Origin of the sequence: Kitasatospora sp. NPDC058032 (assembly GCF_042885845.1) — a bacterium.
Classification (GTDB): domain Bacteria; phylum Actinomycetota; class Actinomycetes; order Streptomycetales; family Streptomycetaceae; genus Kitasatospora.
This window is the reverse complement of the sequence record NZ_JBHVRK010000008.1, coordinates 1-15,862: the sequence shown is the minus strand read 5'-3', so window position 1 is coordinate 15,862 and position 15,862 is coordinate 1. Positions and strand designations below refer to the sequence as shown.

General features: G+C 73.2%; 15 protein-coding genes. 5 read left to right on the top strand and 10 right to left on the bottom strand.

All coding sequences use genetic code 11. The features are described 5' to 3' along the window. The first annotated feature begins 260 nt into the window (after nt 1-260). Nucleotides 261-1,136: a 3-hydroxybutyryl-CoA dehydrogenase gene (locus ACFVUH_RS15170; protein WP_355370859.1), complete on the top strand. Its 876-nt coding sequence runs from the start codon at nt 261-263 to the stop codon at nt 1,134-1,136. A gap of 413 nt (nt 1,137-1,549) precedes the next feature. Here ACFVUH_RS15170 and ACFVUH_RS15165 read toward each other — a convergent pair whose 3' ends face one another. The 9 genes from ACFVUH_RS15165 to infC form a co-directional block, all read right to left on the bottom strand. Beyond that, nucleotides 1,550-2,281, bottom strand: coding sequence for a hypothetical protein (locus ACFVUH_RS15165; protein ID WP_355370861.1), 732 nt, complete (start codon nt 2,279-2,281; stop codon nt 1,550-1,552). A 107-nt stretch (nt 2,282-2,388) separates the two neighbouring features. Next, the gene (locus tag ACFVUH_RS15160; protein WP_355370864.1) at nt 2,389-3,234 is read right to left on the bottom strand and encodes a chitosanase; all 846 of its coding nucleotides are present in this window, start codon (nt 3,232-3,234) and stop codon (nt 2,389-2,391) included. Nucleotides 3,235-3,419: 185 nt separating this feature from the next. Further along, nucleotides 3,420-5,921 (bottom strand): phenylalanine--tRNA ligase subunit beta, encoded by a 2,502-nt coding sequence (gene pheT / locus ACFVUH_RS15155; protein ID WP_387913588.1) that lies wholly within the window; start codon nt 5,919-5,921, stop codon nt 3,420-3,422. Then, nucleotides 5,921-7,042, bottom strand: coding sequence for a phenylalanine--tRNA ligase subunit alpha (gene pheS / locus ACFVUH_RS15150; protein ID WP_355370869.1), 1,122 nt, complete (start codon nt 7,040-7,042; stop codon nt 5,921-5,923). The genes pheT and pheS overlap by 1 nt, the downstream gene beginning before the upstream one ends. A gap of 248 nt (nt 7,043-7,290) precedes the next feature. Continuing rightward, nucleotides 7,291-8,394: an ATP-binding protein gene (locus tag ACFVUH_RS15145; RefSeq protein WP_355370872.1), complete on the bottom strand. Its 1,104-nt coding sequence runs from the start codon at nt 8,392-8,394 to the stop codon at nt 7,291-7,293. Between the two features lie 116 nt (nt 8,395-8,510). Then, nucleotides 8,511-9,377 carry an RNA methyltransferase gene (locus ACFVUH_RS15140; protein ID WP_355370875.1) on the bottom strand — a complete coding sequence of 289 codons (867 nt, stop codon included), beginning with the start codon at nt 9,375-9,377 and terminating at the stop codon, nt 8,511-8,513. 98 nt (nt 9,378-9,475) lie between these two features. Beyond that, nucleotides 9,476-9,871 carry a 50S ribosomal protein L20 gene (rplT, locus tag ACFVUH_RS15135; protein WP_030395970.1) on the bottom strand — a complete coding sequence of 132 codons (396 nt, stop codon included), beginning with the start codon at nt 9,869-9,871 and terminating at the stop codon, nt 9,476-9,478. A gap of 109 nt (nt 9,872-9,980) precedes the next feature. After that, the gene (gene rpmI, locus ACFVUH_RS15130) at nt 9,981-10,175 is read right to left on the bottom strand and encodes a 50S ribosomal protein L35 (protein ID WP_045701618.1); all 195 of its coding nucleotides are present in this window, start codon (nt 10,173-10,175) and stop codon (nt 9,981-9,983) included. 139 nt (nt 10,176-10,314) lie between these two features. After that, entirely contained in the window at nt 10,315-11,040 is a 726-nt protein-coding gene (gene infC, locus ACFVUH_RS15125) for a translation initiation factor IF-3 (RefSeq protein WP_355370948.1), read from the bottom strand. Nucleotides 11,041-11,500: 460 nt separating this feature from the next. On the opposite strand from infC, the gene ACFVUH_RS15120 reads away from it, so the two are divergent. Beyond that, the gene (locus ACFVUH_RS15120) at nt 11,501-11,878 is read left to right on the top strand and encodes a DUF1844 domain-containing protein (RefSeq protein WP_380687750.1); all 378 of its coding nucleotides are present in this window, start codon (nt 11,501-11,503) and stop codon (nt 11,876-11,878) included. A gap of 58 nt (nt 11,879-11,936) precedes the next feature. Here ACFVUH_RS15120 and ACFVUH_RS15115 read toward each other — a convergent pair whose 3' ends face one another. Beyond that, nucleotides 11,937-12,710: an SseB family protein gene (locus tag ACFVUH_RS15115; protein WP_355370881.1), complete on the bottom strand. Its 774-nt coding sequence runs from the start codon at nt 12,708-12,710 to the stop codon at nt 11,937-11,939. A 100-nt stretch (nt 12,711-12,810) separates the two neighbouring features. Between ACFVUH_RS15115 and ACFVUH_RS15110 the strand changes: the two genes are divergently transcribed. From ACFVUH_RS15110 to ACFVUH_RS15100, 3 genes are all read left to right on the top strand, one after another. Next, nucleotides 12,811-14,055: an amino acid deaminase/aldolase gene (locus ACFVUH_RS15110; RefSeq protein ID WP_387913587.1), complete on the top strand. Its 1,245-nt coding sequence runs from the start codon at nt 12,811-12,813 to the stop codon at nt 14,053-14,055. 79 nt (nt 14,056-14,134) lie between these two features. After that, nucleotides 14,135-14,566, top strand: coding sequence for a hypothetical protein (locus ACFVUH_RS15105; protein ID WP_387913586.1), 432 nt, complete (start codon nt 14,135-14,137; stop codon nt 14,564-14,566). A gap of 265 nt (nt 14,567-14,831) precedes the next feature. Further along, nucleotides 14,832-15,752 (top strand): lytic polysaccharide monooxygenase, encoded by a 921-nt coding sequence (locus ACFVUH_RS15100; protein ID WP_355370890.1) that lies wholly within the window; start codon nt 14,832-14,834, stop codon nt 15,750-15,752. The last annotated feature ends 110 nt before the right edge of the window (nt 15,753-15,862 follow it).

Genomic DNA, 15,862 nt, shown 5'->3' with positions numbered 1-15,862 from the left:
CGGTCAGGCCCCGCATTCTGTCGCCCGGGCGGCCGGGGCGTCGCCGGGGCGCCCCCGCGACGCGGGCGGACCCACCCGTTCGGGGGAAGGCGCCGGCCGCCGGGCCGACCGGGGAGGGGATGACCTACTCGCCGGTAGGGAGTAGTAACGTCGTCGGGACGGTGCACCGGTCCGCACATACCGGTGTCCCGCACCGCCGAACAGCAGCTGCTGGGCCATCTGTCGCTGGGCGACCCCCAGCACCACCGAAGGGCAACGGAGTGAGTGACATCGCGCGCGTCGGAGTGATCGGCTGCGGACTCATGGGGTCGGGCATCGCGGAGGTGTTCGCCCGGGCGGGGCTGGACGTCCTGGTCGCCGAGGCCAGTGGGGAGGCGCTGGAGTTCGGGCGCGCCCGGCTGACCAACTCGCTGGACACCGCCGTGAAGCGCGGCAAGCTGACCGAGGAGCAGCGGGACGAGGCACTGTCCCGGCTGGCGTTCACCGTCGACCTGGCGGACTTCGCCGACCGCGACCTGGTGGTCGAGGCGGTCGCCGAGCGCGCGGACATCAAGGTGAAGATCTTCGAGACCCTGGACCGGGTGGTCGAGCGCCGGGACGCGATCCTCGCCTCGAACACCTCCTCGATCCCGATCGTGAAGCTGGCCGCCGCCACCTCCCGCCCGGAGCAGGTGATCGGCCTGCACTTCTTCAACCCGGCGCCGGTGCAGAAGCTGGTCGAGGTGATCCCGACCCTGACCACCTCGGCGACCACCACCGACCGGGCGGAGGCGTTCGCCACCGAGGTGCTGCAGAAGGCCCCGATCCGGGCCCGGGACCGGGCCGGCTTCGTGGTGAACGCGCTGCTGGTGCCGTACCTGCTGTCGGCGGTGCGGATGTTCGAGTCGGGGGTGGCGACCGCCTCCGACATCGACAAGGGCATGGAGGCCGGCTGCGCCCACCCGATGGGCCCGCTGCGGCTGTGCGACCTGATCGGCCTGGACACCATCGTCTCGATCGCCGAGTCGATGTACGACGAGTACAAGGAACCGCTGTACGCCGCTCCCCCGCTGCTGTCGCGGATGGTGGACGCGGGCCTGCTGGGCCGCAAGTCCGGCCGCGGCTTCTACGACTACACGGCGACCGCCACCGCCTGACGGCCGACGCCCGACGGTCGGCGCGGACGTGACGGGGCCCGGGAGCGGTATCCAGCTCCCGGGCCCCTGGTGTGCCACCCAATTGCTGCGCACCGGCACGTTTAAGGGTGTGGGTCAGTTTCACAGCGTTGCTCTGCCATTGAAGCTACCGCGCCGCGGAGAGGCGCAGACGGGAGTCGAACCCGCATCCCACGCTGTAGCACACACCCGGTCGATCCGGCGCTCGGCGGCGAATGCTGAGACTTGAGCGAGAGTCTGAGTCTTACGGGGCGCCTCTGCCATTTGGGCCACTCCGGCACGTGGTGCCGGAGGAGGGAATCGAACCCCCACCGTCTCCCCGGTATCAGCTTCAACTTCAGTGTCAGCTTGCGCTTTTCACGCCACCCCCGGTCTCACCCGGGGGGCTCGTGGGGCTACCCGAACAGGTAGCCGAACACCGCGTCGCCGACCCGCCGGTCGTCGACCTCGGCGCCGTTGGCCTCCTCGCGGGCGAACTGGACGGCCTGCTGGAGCTTCTCGACCCGCTCCAGGAGCTCGTTGACCCGCCGGGCGGGCAGGGCTCCGGAGAACTTCACGGTCGTCCAGTAGCCGATCGCGACGTCCTCGTAGTACACCTCGACCTGCGCCGGGTGCTTCTCGGTGGCCTCGGCCTTGACGTGGTTGCGCGGCACCTTCCTGGTGCGGATGGTGCGCACCGCCTCGGTCTTCCAGGAGTCCGTGGACGGGTCGTGGCTCCAGGCCTCGGCGGCGTCCAGGACGGGCAGCTTGCGGACGAAGGTCCGCAGGTCGGTGAGCTGCTTCTCCAGGAAGAGCAGGTAGGTGACCGGCGCGGCGGCGACCAGCGTGCGACCGTCGACGACGACGTCGGCGCGGGCCTCGGTATTGGCCCAGTCCTTGGTCGCGGTGACGTCGAACAGCCGGGTCAGGGTGGTGGCCGTGGCCCGCAGCACGTCCTCGGCCTTGACCTGGACGCGGGTGGACTCGGGGGGCAGCTGCTCGCCCTCCTCGTCCTTGGGCTGGTACGTCCGGGAGATGCCGGCCAGCAGCGGGGGCTTCTGCAGGTCCTGGTGGGACTGCGTCAGCTCCTGGAAGGACTTCGACTTGACGCCCTTTTCGACGGCGATGATCTGGTTCAGCTTGGCCACGTCGGGGACGCTACCAGCGCGTCCGTTCGGGCGTCATCCGAATAAACGGGCCGGTGGCGGGAGGCCCGGCCGGGCGCCGGGCGCACCCGCCACCGCCCGGCGGCGGGTCAGCTGTTGATGGCGTAGCTGTCGCCGTAGACCTTCCACTTCAGCGGCGGGTTGAGGTCGAAGTTCCCGGCGTTGAGGAAGACCAGCTGCTCGGTGTCGACCCGGCTGGTGTCGGCGTGCGCCGCCTCCTTCTTCATGACGACCTTGCGGGCGTCCAGGAAGGCCTTGAGGTAGGTGGCCTCGTCGCCGCCCTGGGCGGGGGTCTTCGCCTTCTTCATGGCGGCGCTGCGGATGCCGCCGAAGCTGTCGCTTCCGGAGCCGGGGCCGTGCATCACGATGGCGTCGTAGTAGACGAACTGGCCGAGCGCGCGCAGGCCGTCGGCCTTGGCCTGCTTGACCGAGGGGTTGAAGTAGACGCGGTCGCGCTCGTCGTTCTGGGCCCGCTGGAAGACGGTGTCCTTGGCGGCGGTGGCCCAGTCCTTCTCGAAGGCGGAGCCGAGGCCGGCGTGCGAGTCGGTGCCGTTGACCTTGCGCAGCGCCGGGAGGTACTTGGCGAGGAGGTTGCCCGGCGCGAGGTCGGTGTAGTGCTCGACGAGTTCGAGCATGTCGCCGGTGCCGGAACAGAAGCCGATGATGCCGGCGGTGTAGCCGCGGCCGTCGTTGATGTCCTCGATGTACTTGTACTGGGCCTTCCAGTCGAGGGAGGAGTTCTCGGCGCTGGACACCAGCTGCATGGCGATGTCCTTCTTGTGCGGGTCGTCCAGGCCGACGGCGGCGAGCCGGACGGTGCCCGCGACGGGGGCGGCGTGGACGGTGCCGGCGGCCGCGACGGTGGCCGGGGCGGCGGCCAGCAGGGCGGCGAGGGCGAGGCGGGCGGTGCGGACGGTGCGGTGCTGGGTACGCATCTGACGCTCCGTTTCCCTGGTCCGGGCCTGGGGGCGGCCGGACCCGACGAGGAGTTAGGAAAGTTTCCTAACTTGATTGAAGCGTTCACGCCGGGCGCGGCGCAAGGGGACGGTCCGCAATCGCACGGCACGGCACGCGGACGGGCCCCGGCCGGTGATCCGGCCGGGGCCCGTCCGACGGGGCGTCAGGCGCCGCGCAGCACCGCGCCGGTGCGGGCGACGGCCTCGGCGACGGCCGCCTCGCGGGCGGCGCTCGCCTCGTCGGCGGTCAGCGTCCGGTCCCCGGCGCGGAACCGCAGCGCGTACGCCAGCGACTTCTTGCCCGCGCCGACCTGCTCACCGGTGAAGACGTCGAACAGCCGGATCGCCTCCAGCAGTTCACCGGCCCCGGCACGCAGCGCGGCCTCCACGTCGGCGGCCTGCACCGCGTCGTCGACGATCAGCGCGACGTCCTGGGTGGCCACCGGGAAACCGGAGACCGCCGGGCCGTCGACCCGCACGGCGCCGTCGGCCGCCAGCAGGTCCAGGTCCAGCTCCATCGCGGCGGTGCGATCCGGCAGGCCCAGCGCCTTGACGACGCGCGGGTGCAGCTCACCGGCGTGGCCGACCACCCGGTCGGTGCCGGCCACCACCAGCTCGGCGCAGCGGCCCGGGTGCCACGGCATGAGCCGGCCCTGGCGCACGGTCAGCTCGACGCCGGCGGCGCGGGCCACCGTGCGGGCGGCCTCGATGGCGTCGGCCCAGCTCGCCGGCGCGCCCTTGCCCCACCAGCCGGAGGGCAGCCGCTCGCCGGCCAGCGCGACGGCGACCCGGCGCGGCTGGTGCGGCAGCGCGGCGTCCAGCGCCGCCAGCTCCTCGTCGCTGGGCCGGCGGTCGACGGCCGGACGCGGGGCGACCGACCGCTCGTCCTTCGGCAGGAACACGGTGCCCGTCTCGAAGATCGCCAGATCGGTGTTGCCGCGGCCGACGTTGCGGCGCAGCGCCCCGAGCAGGCCCGGCAGCAGCGTGGTGCGCAGCCCCGGCTCCTCGTCGTTCAGCGGGTTGACCAGGGTGACGGTCCGCCGGCGGCGGTCCTCCGCCTCCAGGCCGAGCGCCTCGAAGGCGGCCTCGCCGACGAACGGGTAGTTGTTGACCTCGACGTAGCCGGCGCCGGCCAGTGCGACGCCGACCCGGCGGTGCATCCGCTGGGCCTCGGTCAGGCCCTTGCCCGGCGGGACGGTGGGCATCCGGGCGGGGACGTTGTCGTAGCCCTCCAACCGGATGACCTCCTCGGCGAGGTCGTACGGGTCGGTGAGGTCGGGGCGCCAGGTCGGCGGGGTGACCTCCAGGATGTCGGCGCCGGCGACCGAGCAGCCGATCTCCTGCAGGCGCCGGGTGACGGTCTCGCGGCCGTACGCGGTGCCGGCGACCCGGTCGGGCAGGTCGGCGGCGATGGTGATGGTGCGCACCGGGTGCGGGGCGGCGATGTCGGTGACGCCCGCCTCGGCGGTGCCGCCGGCGATCAGCACCAGCAGGTCGACGGCGCGCTGCGCGGCGGCGCGGGCGGCCTCGGGGTCGACGCCGCGCTCGAAGCGCTTGGACGCCTCGGAGGGCAGCTTGTGCCGCTTGGCGCCGCGGGCGATGGCGACCGGGTCGAAGTGCGCCGCCTCGATGATCACCTCGGTGGTGCCCGGGCCCGCGGCCGGGTCGAGGATCTCGGTGGAGGCGCCGCCCATGACGCCGGCCAGGCCGATCGGGCCGCTGTTGTCGCAGATCAGCAGGTCCTCGGCGGACAGCGTGCGCTTCACGCCGTCCAGCGTGGTGAGGCTCTCGCCGGCCTCGGCGCGGCGGACCACGATCGGGCCGTCGACGCGCTGCTTGTCGTAGGCGTGCAGCGGCTGGCCGACCTCCAGCATCACGTAGTTGGTGATGTCGACGGCCAGCGAGATCGGGCGGATGCCCGCCTTCTGGAGCCGGCGCTGGAGCCAGATCGGGGACTTGGCGGCCGGGTCGAGGCCGACCACGGTGCGGGCCACGAAGCGGTCGCAGCCGGCCGGGTCGTTGACCTTCACCAGGTAGCCGAAGGAGTTGGCCGGCGGCACGTCGAGCAGCGCCGGGTCGGCCAGCGGCAGCCCGTACGCGGCGGCGGCCTCGCGGGCCACGCCGCGCATGGACAGGCAGTAGCCGCGGTCCGGGGTGACGGCGATGTCGAGCACCTCGTCGACGAGCTGGAGCAGCTCGATGGCGTCGGTGCCGGGCTCGAACTCGGGCGGGAGCACGATGATGCCGTTGTGGTCGTCGCCCATGCCGAGCTCGCGGGCCGAGCAGATCATGCCGGCCGAGGTCTGGCCGTAGGTCTTGCGGGCCGCGATCGGGAACGGGCCGGGCAGCACGGCGCCGGGGAGCACCACGACGACCTTGTCGCCGACGGCGAAGTTGCTGGCGCCGCAGACGATCTCCTGCGGCTCGCCGGTGCCGTTGGCGGCGCCGACGTTGACGAAGCAGTGCCGGATCGGCTTCTTGAAGCCGGTCAGCTCCTCGATGGAGAGCACCTCGCCGACCACCAGCGGACCCTTGAGGTCGCCGCCGAGCTGCTCGACGGTCTCGACCTCCAGGCCGGCGCGGACCAGCCGCTCGGCCACGTCGCGGCCGGTCTCGCCGGCCGGCAGGTCGACGTACTCGCGCAGCCAGGAAAGCGGGACGCGCATCAGATCTCCATCCCGAACGGGAGGGTGAAGCGCACGTCACCCTCGACCATGTCGCGCATGTCGGCGACGTTGTGACGGTTCATCAGGATCCGCTCCAGGCCCAGGCCGAAGGCGAACCCGCTGTAGCGGTTGGGGTCCACGCCGCAGGCGACGAGCACCCGCGGGTTGACCACGCCGCAGCCGCCGAGCTCGATCCAGCCCTCGGAGCCGCAGGTGCGGCAGGGGCGGTCCGGGTTGCCGACCGACTCGCCGCGGCACACGAAGCACTGCAGGTCGATCTCGGCGCTCGGCTCGGTGAACGGGAAGTAGGAGGGCCGCCAGCGCAGCTCCAGGCCGTCGCCGATCAGGGTCGAGACCAGCTGCTCGATGGTGCCCTTGAGGTCGGCGAAGGTGATGCCCTCGTCCACGGCCAGGCCCTCGACCTGGCGGAAGACCGGGGTGTGGGTGGCGTCCAGCTCGTCGGTGCGGTAGACCCGGCCGGGGCAGACCACGTAGACGGGGGGCTCGCGGTCGAGCAGGGTGCGGGCCTGGACCGGGGAGGTCTGGGTGCGCAGCACCACGCCGGAGTCGGCGGAGCCGTCCGGGGCCTGGACGAAGAAGGTGTCCTGCATGGAGCGGGCCGGGTGGTCCGGGCCCAGGTTGAGGGCGTCGAAGTTGAGCCACTCGGCCTCGACCTCGGGGCCCTCGGCGACCTGGTAGCCCATCGCGACGAAGGTGTCCTCGATGCGCTCGGCCAGCGTGGTCAGCGGGTGGCGGGCGCCGCGCGGGGTGCGGTCGTAGGGCAGCGTGACGTCCACCGCCTCCTCGACCAGCACACGGGCGTCGCGCTCGGCCTCCAGTTCGGCCTGCCGCTTGGCGAGCGCCTGGTTGACGGCGCCCCGGGCCTGGCCGATCAGCTTGCCGGCCGCGGCCTTGGCGTGCGGGGGCAGGGCGCCGATCTCGCGGTTGGCGAGGGACAGGGCGGAGCGGTCGCCGGTGTGGGCGACCTTGGCCTGCTTCAGCTCGTCGAGGCTGGTGGCGGCGGCGAACGCGGCGACGGCCTCGTCCCGGGCCGCCTCCACCACCTCGGGCTTGAGGGCCTCGACCTCGACCGGGTCGTACGACTTGTTGGGTGCCGACATCTCTATCTTTCCCGTGCTCCTGCTCGTCCGTGCTCAGGTAAGGGGGCTCATGCCTTCGCGTCACGCCCGGCGTGGCCGGGGCACGGGCAGCCGTTCTCCGAACCGGGGAGGCGGGGTGTCCGCGGCGCGGCCGCGCGGGGCGTTCCACAACGCCAAAGGTCGAGTGTAGTCGCAGCGCGTAGCGCGACCGCCGTCAAGCCCGCCCGGTGGGCCGACCGCGACAGGCGGTGCCTGCCGTCCACGCTCGTTCAGAGCATGAAGTCGGGGATCCCGGCGGGCAGGATGAATCGGAACCGGGCGCCGCCGCCGGGCGCGCGGTCGACGCGGATCGAACCGCCGTGGGCCTCCACGATGCCCTTGACGATGTAGAGGCCGAGCCCGGTGCCGCCGCGCTTGGAGCCGCGCCAGAAGCGGGTGAAGACGCGCGGCACCGCTTCCTCGGGGATGCCGCTGCCTTCGTCGCTCACGGTGACCGCTGTGCCTTCCACGATGCGGGGCGGGGCGCCGGGGCGCTCCCAGACGGGGGCCTCGACGACCTCCTTGGCCGGTGCCACCTCGATGGTGACAGTTCCCTCGCCGTGCCGCACCGCGTTTTCCAGCAGGTTGGCGAGCACCTGGTCGACCTTGTCCGGGTCGGCCCACAGCACGGTCAGCGGCTCGCTGACCCGGACGTCGAAGCGGTCCTCGGGGATGCCGGTGGCGACCTTGCGCTCGACGTGCCGGCGTACGGCGGCGGCCAGGTCGACGACCTGCTTGCGCAGCTCCAGCCGGCCGGCGTCGATCCGGGAGATGTCCAGCAGCTCGGCGATCAGCCGGGTGACCCGGTCGGCGTCGGCGTCCACGGTCTCCAGCATCAGCCGCTTCTGCCCGTCGGTGAACCGCTCCCACTTGGCGAGCAGGGTCGCGGTGAACCCCTTGACGCTGGTGAGCGGCGAGCGCAGCTCGTGCGCCACGGTGGCGATCAGCTCGGCGTGGCTGCGCTCGGTGCGCCGGCGCGCCTCCGTGCCGCGCAGGGCGATCACCAGCCGCTCCAGCGGGCCGCCCGGGTGCGCGCGGACGTAGCGGGCGGAGACCAGCACCTCACGGCCGCCGGGCAGCAGCAGGTTGCGCTCCGGCTGGCCGGTGCGCACCGCCAGGCCGCCGTACGGGTCGGTCAGCTGCCACCAGCGGCGGCCGTCGAGGTCCTCCAGCGGCAGGACGTCCTCCAGCTCGCTGCCGAGCGCGGCCTGCGGGAGCACGCCGGTCAGCCGGGCGGCGGCGCGGTTGAAGCAGGTCACCCGGCCCAGGGCGTCGGCGACCACCAGGCCGTCCGGCAGGTCGTCCGGGTCCAGTTCTGCCCCGCTGCCGACCATGGGTGTCCTCCCCGATTACCCACCGTGTCTTTCCCCCCACCGAGGCAGACCCTAGCGCCTCGCAGCCCCCGGTAGTAGGGCCCGCGTCGAGTTGCCGGCGCGGGCCGGCGCGCGGGTCAGCGCTCGGCGCGGCAGCCGCCGGGCGAACGCTGGGCGCGGGCCGAGGCGTAGAGGCAGACGGCGGCGGCGGTGGCCAGGTTGAGGCTCTCGGCGTGGCCGTGGATCGGCACGCGCACGACCTCGTCGGTCAGTGCGCGGGTCTCCTCCGGGAGCCCCCACGCCTCGTTGCCGAACACCCATGCGCCCGGCGCGCCCAGGGTGCCCTCGTCGAGCTCCCGGTCGAGGTCGCGCTCCCCGGCGCCGTCGGCGGCGAGCACCCGCACCCCGGCCTCGCGCAGCCGGCCGATCGCCTCCTCGACCGGCACGCCGACGGCGACCGGGAGGTGGAAGAGGCTGCCGACCGAGGCCCGCACGGCCTTCGGGTTGTAGAGGTCGACGGAGGCGTCGGTGAGCACCACGGCGTCGGCGCCGGCCGCGTCGGCGGTGCGCAGCACGGTGCCGGCGTTGCCGGGGTCGCGCACGTGGGCGAGCACCGCGACCAGCTGGGGGCGTGCGGCGAGCACGTCGGCGAAGGGCGTGTCGATGAAGCGGCAGAGCGCGACGATGCCCTGCGGGGTCACCGTGTCGCAGATCTCGGCGACGACCTCGTCGGTGGCGGTCAGCACCGGCAGCCCCTCGGCCAGGGCGGCCTCGACGATGCCGGCGTGCCGCTCGGCGGCGTCCGGCGTCGCGTAGACCTCGACCACGGCGTGCTCACCGGTGCCCGGCAGCCTGCCGAAGGCGACGGCCTCGCGCACGGCCTGCGGGCCCTCGGCGAGGAAGCGGCGCTCCTTGCCGCGCTGGCTCCGCTTGGCGAGCCGCCGGGCGGCGACCACGCGGGGCGAACGCAGGGAGGTGAGCAGGGGGGTGTCGGTGCTGGGCATGGTCTCGTTCTCCGGAGGCGCTGAAGGAGGGAGCAAAGCAGGACCGGACCCGCAGGCGAGCCTGCGGGTCCGGTCAGAGCTCAACCGATCTCGGAAGATCAGGCGGCGTCGGCGGCGGCCTTCGGGGCGTTCACGTCGGCCGGCAGCGCCTTCTGGGCCACCTCGACCAGGGCGGCGAAGGCACCCGGGTCGTTGACGGCCAGGTCGGCCAGCATCTTGCGGTCGATCTCGACGCTGGCGGCCTTCAGGCCCTGCACGAAGCGGTTGTAGGTGATGCCGTTGGCACGGGCCGCAGCGTTGATGCGCTGGATCCACAGCTGACGGAAGTCGCCCTTGCGCTTCTTGCGGTCGTTGAAGTTGTAGACCAGCGAGTGGGTGACCTGCTCCTTGGCCTTGCGGTACAGGCGCGAGCGCTGGCCGCGGTAGCCGCTGGCGCGCTCCAGGATGACCCGGCGCTTCTTGTGGGCGTTGACTGCCCGCTTGACGCGTGCCACTTGATTACTCCTTGGGTTGGACCACGGACTACTTCACGTGGTCCGTCATTCGAATGGGTCGGGAAGGATCAGCTGCCCCGCACGCGGCTCGCGCCGGGCGGGAGGGCGATCACTTGCCGAGAAGCTTCTTGATCTTCTTGGCGTCGGCGGGGGCCAGCTCGATCGTCCCGGCCAGCTTGCGGGTCAGCGTGGAGGGCTTGTGCTCCAGGAGGTGGCGGCGGCCGGCGCGCTCGCGCAGCACCTTGCCAGAGCCACTGATCTTGAAGCGCTTGCTGGCGCCACTGTGCGTCTTCTGCTTCGGCATTTCGCCGTATCTCCTCGTCGGTCCGTCCACGCCCGCGCGGTGTGCGCCGCGCGGGCGTGAAGGATGGATCTGCGGTGACCGGGCGGGGTGCCCCGTCACCCTGGTGGCCGGTCTCCCGGACCTTCCTGACCTGGGGAGGTCAGGCGCCCTGGGAGGCCTCGGCCGGCTGCTCGACCGGAGCGGCGGCCTCGGGGGCCTCCGTCTCGGCGGCGGCGTCCTGGGCCTCGACGGCGTCCTGGGCCTCGGCGGGCTCGTCGGACTCGGCGATGTCGTCGTCCGCACCGGCGGTGCGGCCCAGACGCTCGGCCTTGCGGGCGTCCGCGGCGGCGCGAGCCTCGGCCATCGCCTCGGTCTTCTTCTTGTGCGGGCCGAGAACCATGATCATGTTACGGCCGTCCTGCTTCGGCGAGGACTCGACGAAGCCCAGGTCCTGGACGTCGTCGGCGAGCCGCTGGAGCAGACGGAAGCCCAGCTCGGGGCGGGACTGCTCACGACCGCGGAACATGATCGTGATCTTGACCTTGTCGCCCTGCTTGAGGAACCGGACGACGTGACCCTTCTTGGTGTCATAGTCGTGCGGGTCGATCTTCGGCCGGAGCTTCATCTCCTTGATGACCGTGTGCGCCTGGTTCTTGCGCGCCTCACGGGCCTTCATGGCCGACTCGTACTTGAACTTGCCGTAGTCCATGAGCTTGCACACCGGCGGCCGGGCGGTCGCCGCGACCTCGACCAGGTCGAGGTCGTACTCCTGCGCGAGCTCCAGCGCCTTGGCAAGCGGCACGATGCCGACCTGCTCGCCGCTGGGACCGACGAGTCGCACCTCGGGGACGCGAATCCGGTCGTTGATGCGGGGCTCGGTGCTGATGGGGCCTCCTCGGTTGCACCTTCTGCGATGCGGCCGTCGGACGGCGGTCGCACGTAGTGGACTCGACCACTGGGCGGGGCTTCATTCGTGCTGCGCTGTGCCCGGCTCCGTTCGGCCGTTCACACCGCGACACGAAAAAAGCCCCGCTCGGTACAAGCGGGGCTCCACACAACCGGGGGCGGCACCCGGTGAGGGGCGCTGCGGCGACTGTCGGCACACTGGGCGCCCGTCGCGGACCGGACCCGTCGACCGTGAGGCCGATCAGGTGGGAGACTTTCGCGGTTGCCCTCTCGGGCCTCCTGGGTGGAGCCTCCACTTGCTGGCCGGACCTCCGTGAGGACGTCTGGCCGGTCAGTCTCGAAGCATACAGCGCCGGGGGGTCGAACGCTATTCCGCCCCCGCACACCCCGGCTTGTACGCTCCCTGTGTACGGACACCGGCACGACGGAACGAGCCACCTTTGAGCAGCGAGCCCACCCAGAACCCCGCCGCGGACGACGAGGCGATCGGCTTCGACGACCTCACCCGGGACATCGCCGAGGTCCCGGCCGTCGAGGTGATCACCACCGTCGCGGTGCACCTGATGAGCGCCGCCGCCGTGAAGTGCGGTCTCGCCGAGGGCGGCGAGAAGGACAAGGACCTCGACGAGGCCCGCAAGCTCATCACCGCGCTGGCCGGACTGGTCACCGCCGGCGCCCCGGAGATCAGCAACTTCCACGCCGCGCCGCTGCGCGACGGCCTGCGCTCGCTGCAGCTGGCCTTCCGCGAGGCCTCGATCGTCCCGGACGCCCCGGGTACCGGGCCGGGCGAGAAGTTCACCGGTCCGGTCTACTCCTGAGACCCCGACGGTTGCGTCCCGCGTGTCACGTGACACGCGAGACGCAACCGTGCCGCTCCTACCGCCGGTAGAGCGGCTCGCCCGGCAGCCCGGCGCTCGCCGGCAGCACCGCCAGGTCCAGCCCGCGGTCCAGCCGCACCCGCAGCACCGGGTCGGCGGCCACCGCCTGCCCGACCCGCTGCGCGGCCGCCTGCATCCCGGCCTGGTCCAGCGCCGGGTCCAGCAGGACCGCGAGCACCCCGTCCGAGTCCTCCGCCGGAGCCAGCAGCCCGGCCGTCACCTGCGGCTCGGCCGCCAGCAGCGCCCGGACCGCCTCGCGCACCTGCGGGTCGGCGGCCGGCGGCAGGTAGGGCCGGTTCTCCGCCAGCGCCCGCAGCCGGGCCCCGGACAGCTGGAACGGCACCGGCCCGGCCGGGTCCACCAGCAGGGTGTCCGCCCGCTCGGAGAAGGCCACCATCGCGGCCTGCGGGGCGGCGGTCGGCGCCGGACGGGCGTCCGCGCGCCAGCGGGCCAGCGACTCCAGCGAGGTGAAGGCCGGCAGCGCGCGCCGCCCGTCGGCGGCCTCCAGCACCGGGACGGCCATGTCGCTGGTCTTCTCGTGGCGGTGCCCGTTCGCGTCCACCTCGACCTCGCCGAGGATCGCCACGATCGGCACCATCAGCCGGGTGGGCGTCAGCGCCGCGAGCACCTCGGGCTCGGCGGCACGGTCCTGCGCCCAGCGGGCGAGCGCGGCGGCGAGCGCCGGGTCGGCGGTGCCGTCGTCGCCGGAGAAACCCGGGTCGGGGATGTTCTTGCCGACGAACGCCGGGTTGGAGAAGTCTTTGCGGTCCACCCGGCCGACCCTATGCCACCGGCCCCGCGCCCCCACACGGACCGAAGGTCCCCCGTCCGCCCCCTACCCGCGGGTAGAGCCGCTGTGGCAGTCTGCGCGCATGGCCACGCTCGAAGCCTCCGCCGCAGGCGCCGCCCGCCCCGCCCACGCCCCCTCGCCGGCCGCCGACCGCGCCCGGTACGACCGGGCCACCGCCCACCTGGACGGCCCGGTGGCCGTCCTCGACCTGGCTGCCTTCGACGCCAACGCGGCCGACCTGGTGCGCCGGGCCGCCGGCAAGCCGATCCGGGTGGCCAGCAAGTCGGTGCGCTGCCGCGCCCTGCTGGAGCGGGTGCTGGCCGTCGAGGGCTTCGCCGGGGTGATGAGCTTCACCCTCGCCGAGTCGCTCTGGCTGGCCCGCTCCGGGCTGCGCGACGTCCTGCTCGCCTACCCCTCCAGCGACCGGGCCGGCTTCGCCGCGCTGACCGCCGACCCGGAGCTCGCCGCCGCCGTCACCGTGGTGCTGGACGACCCCGCCCAACTGGACCTCGTCGACGCCGCCCGGACCGGGCCCGCCGAGGTGCGGGTCTGCCTGGAGCTGGACACCTCGCTGCACCTGCTCGGCGGCCGGGTGCGGGTCGGCGCCCGCCGCTCCCCGCTGCGCACCCCCGAGGACGTGGCCGCCTTCGCCGAGCTGGTGCAGCGGCGCCGGGGCTTCCGGGTGGTCGGGCTGATGGCCTACGAGGGACACGTCGCCGGGGTGGGCGACGCGGTGCCCGGGCGCCCGGTGCGCTCCGCGCTGGTGCGGGTGATGCAGGCGCGGGCGCGGGCCGAGCTGGCCGAGCGCCGGGCGGCCACGGTGCGGCTGCTGCGCCGGGTGGCCGAGCTGGAGTTCGTCAACGGCGGCGGCACCGGCAGCGTCGAGTCGACGGTGGCCGAGCGCGCGGTGACCGAGGTGGCGGCCGGGTCCGGGCTCTACCAGCCGCAGCTGTTCGACCACTACCGGGCGTTCCGCGGCCGGCCGGCGGCGCTGTTCGGCCAGCCTGTGGTGCGCCGCCCCGGGGTGGGCGTGGTGACCGTGCTCGGCGGCGGCTACCCGGCGTCCGGCGCGGCCGGCCCGGACCGCTCCCCCGCGCCCTACCTGCCGCCGGGTCTGCGCTACGACCCGATGGAGGGGGCCGGCGAGGTGCAGACGCCGCTGCTCGGCGCCGCCGCCGACGACCTGCTGATCGGCGACCGGGTCTGGTTCCGGCACGCCAAGGCGGGGGAACTCTGCGAGCGGTTCGCCGAGTTGCACCTGGTGGAGGGGGACGCGGTGGTGCGCACCGTGCCGACCTACCGGGGCGAGGGGCACACCTTCCTCTGAGCGGCGCGCCCACGCTCCACGCGGGGTCGCGGTTCCACTACCGTGGGAGGGCGGAACGGAACGGACGAAGGGGGAGGCCGTGGAGGCCGAGATCGCACAGCTGGTGACCACGGGCGCCACGACGGTGGTCGGACTGATGGCCACCGAGGCCTGGACGCAGGTACGTTCCCGGCTCGCGGGACTGCTGGGGCGCGGCCGGGACGCCGAGGAGGTGTCCGCCGAGCTGGAGGAGATCCGGGTCGAGGTGGTCCGGGCGGACGGCGACGAGGAGCTGGTCGGCGACCAGACGGCCGAGCTGCGCAACCGGATCCGCCGGCTGCTGCGCCAGGATCCGCAGGCGGCGGAGGAACTGCGCACCCTGCTGGAGGAGTTCACCCCGAGGCAGCCGCAGTCCGTCGTGATCAACCACACCGTCAACACGATGGACCACGGGACGGTCCACGGCACCGTCATCATGACCGGCTCCATCCGTGGATCCGTCAACGAGCGCCCCGCCCCTCCCGGGAACTGATCCAGCCGCCCCGGGGGAACCTTGGCCGCACCTTAAGAGGGCCCGATGGGATGCCTAACGCAGGCGCCCCGTCGGGCCTTTGTGCTGCTCGAAGGGCCACATTCCGTCAAAAAGTGGCCCACGACGCACTATTGCCAGCTGGTCTAGTCCAATCATACGCTCGCCCCAGGGGCGCCGCGCCGGGTCGGCGGGCCCCTCGGGCAGACGTGCCCGGCAGTTCCCCCCACAGCCTCGGCCCGGTTCACGGTCAAGGAGTCCCCACCCCATGTCCATCAAGCGAACCGCCATGTCCGTCGGCGTCGTCGGCGCCGCGTTCCTCTCCGTCTCGGCCGTCGGCATCGGCACGGCCTCCGCCCACGGCACCGTCACCAACCCGGTCAGCCGGGTCGCGGCCTGCTACGCGGAGGGTCCGGAGACGCCCAAGTCGCAGATCTGCAAGGACGTCGTCGCGCTCGGCGGCACCCAGCCGCTGTACGACTGGAACGAGGTCAACCTCCCCAGCGTCAACGGCGCCCACCAGGCGCAGATCCCGGACGGCAAGCTCTGCTCCGCCGGCCGCGACAAGTACAAGGCGCTGGACCTGCCGCGCGCCGACTGGCCGGCCAGCCCGGTCTCCGCCGGCAAGGTCAACTTCAACTTCCGGGTCACCGCCGCCCACCAGGGCAACCAGACCATCTACATCACCAAGCAGAGCTGGGACCCGACCCAGCCGCTGAAGTGGTCCGACCTCGACGCCGTCCCGGTCGCCCAGGTGGCCACCTCCCGCACCTCGGACAACGGCTACTACAACTACACCGGCACCCTGCCGCAGCGCACCGGCCGTCAGCTGCTCTACATGGTCTGGCAGCGCACCGACAGCCCGGAGGCGTTCTACAGCTGCTCCGACGTCGACTTCGGCAAGGGCGGCACCGCCGCCGCCGCGTCGGCGCTCACCGCCCAGGCCCCGGCCGCGCCCAGCGAGGCGCAGATCGCCGCCGGCCAGTCCAAGTCCACCGTCGCCCACCACGGGCACGGCGGCAACGCCGAGGAGCCCGCCGGCAAGGTCGTCGCGGCCGACAGCGCGGCGGTGGGTGGCGGCTCCGCCACCGGCCCGCTGCTGCTCACCGGTGCCGCCGCGATCGGCGTCGGCTGGGCCGGCATGGTGCTCCGGCGCCGTCGGGTCGAGGCTGTGCGACACGACGGCTGACCGCCGGAAGCCGGGGCAGGGCCGCTCCATCCCCCGTTCGGCCCCGCCCCGGCCGATCCACCGGCACTGAGAACGGCGGCGGCCCGCCCGGGGCCGAGGCGCTCCCGCTG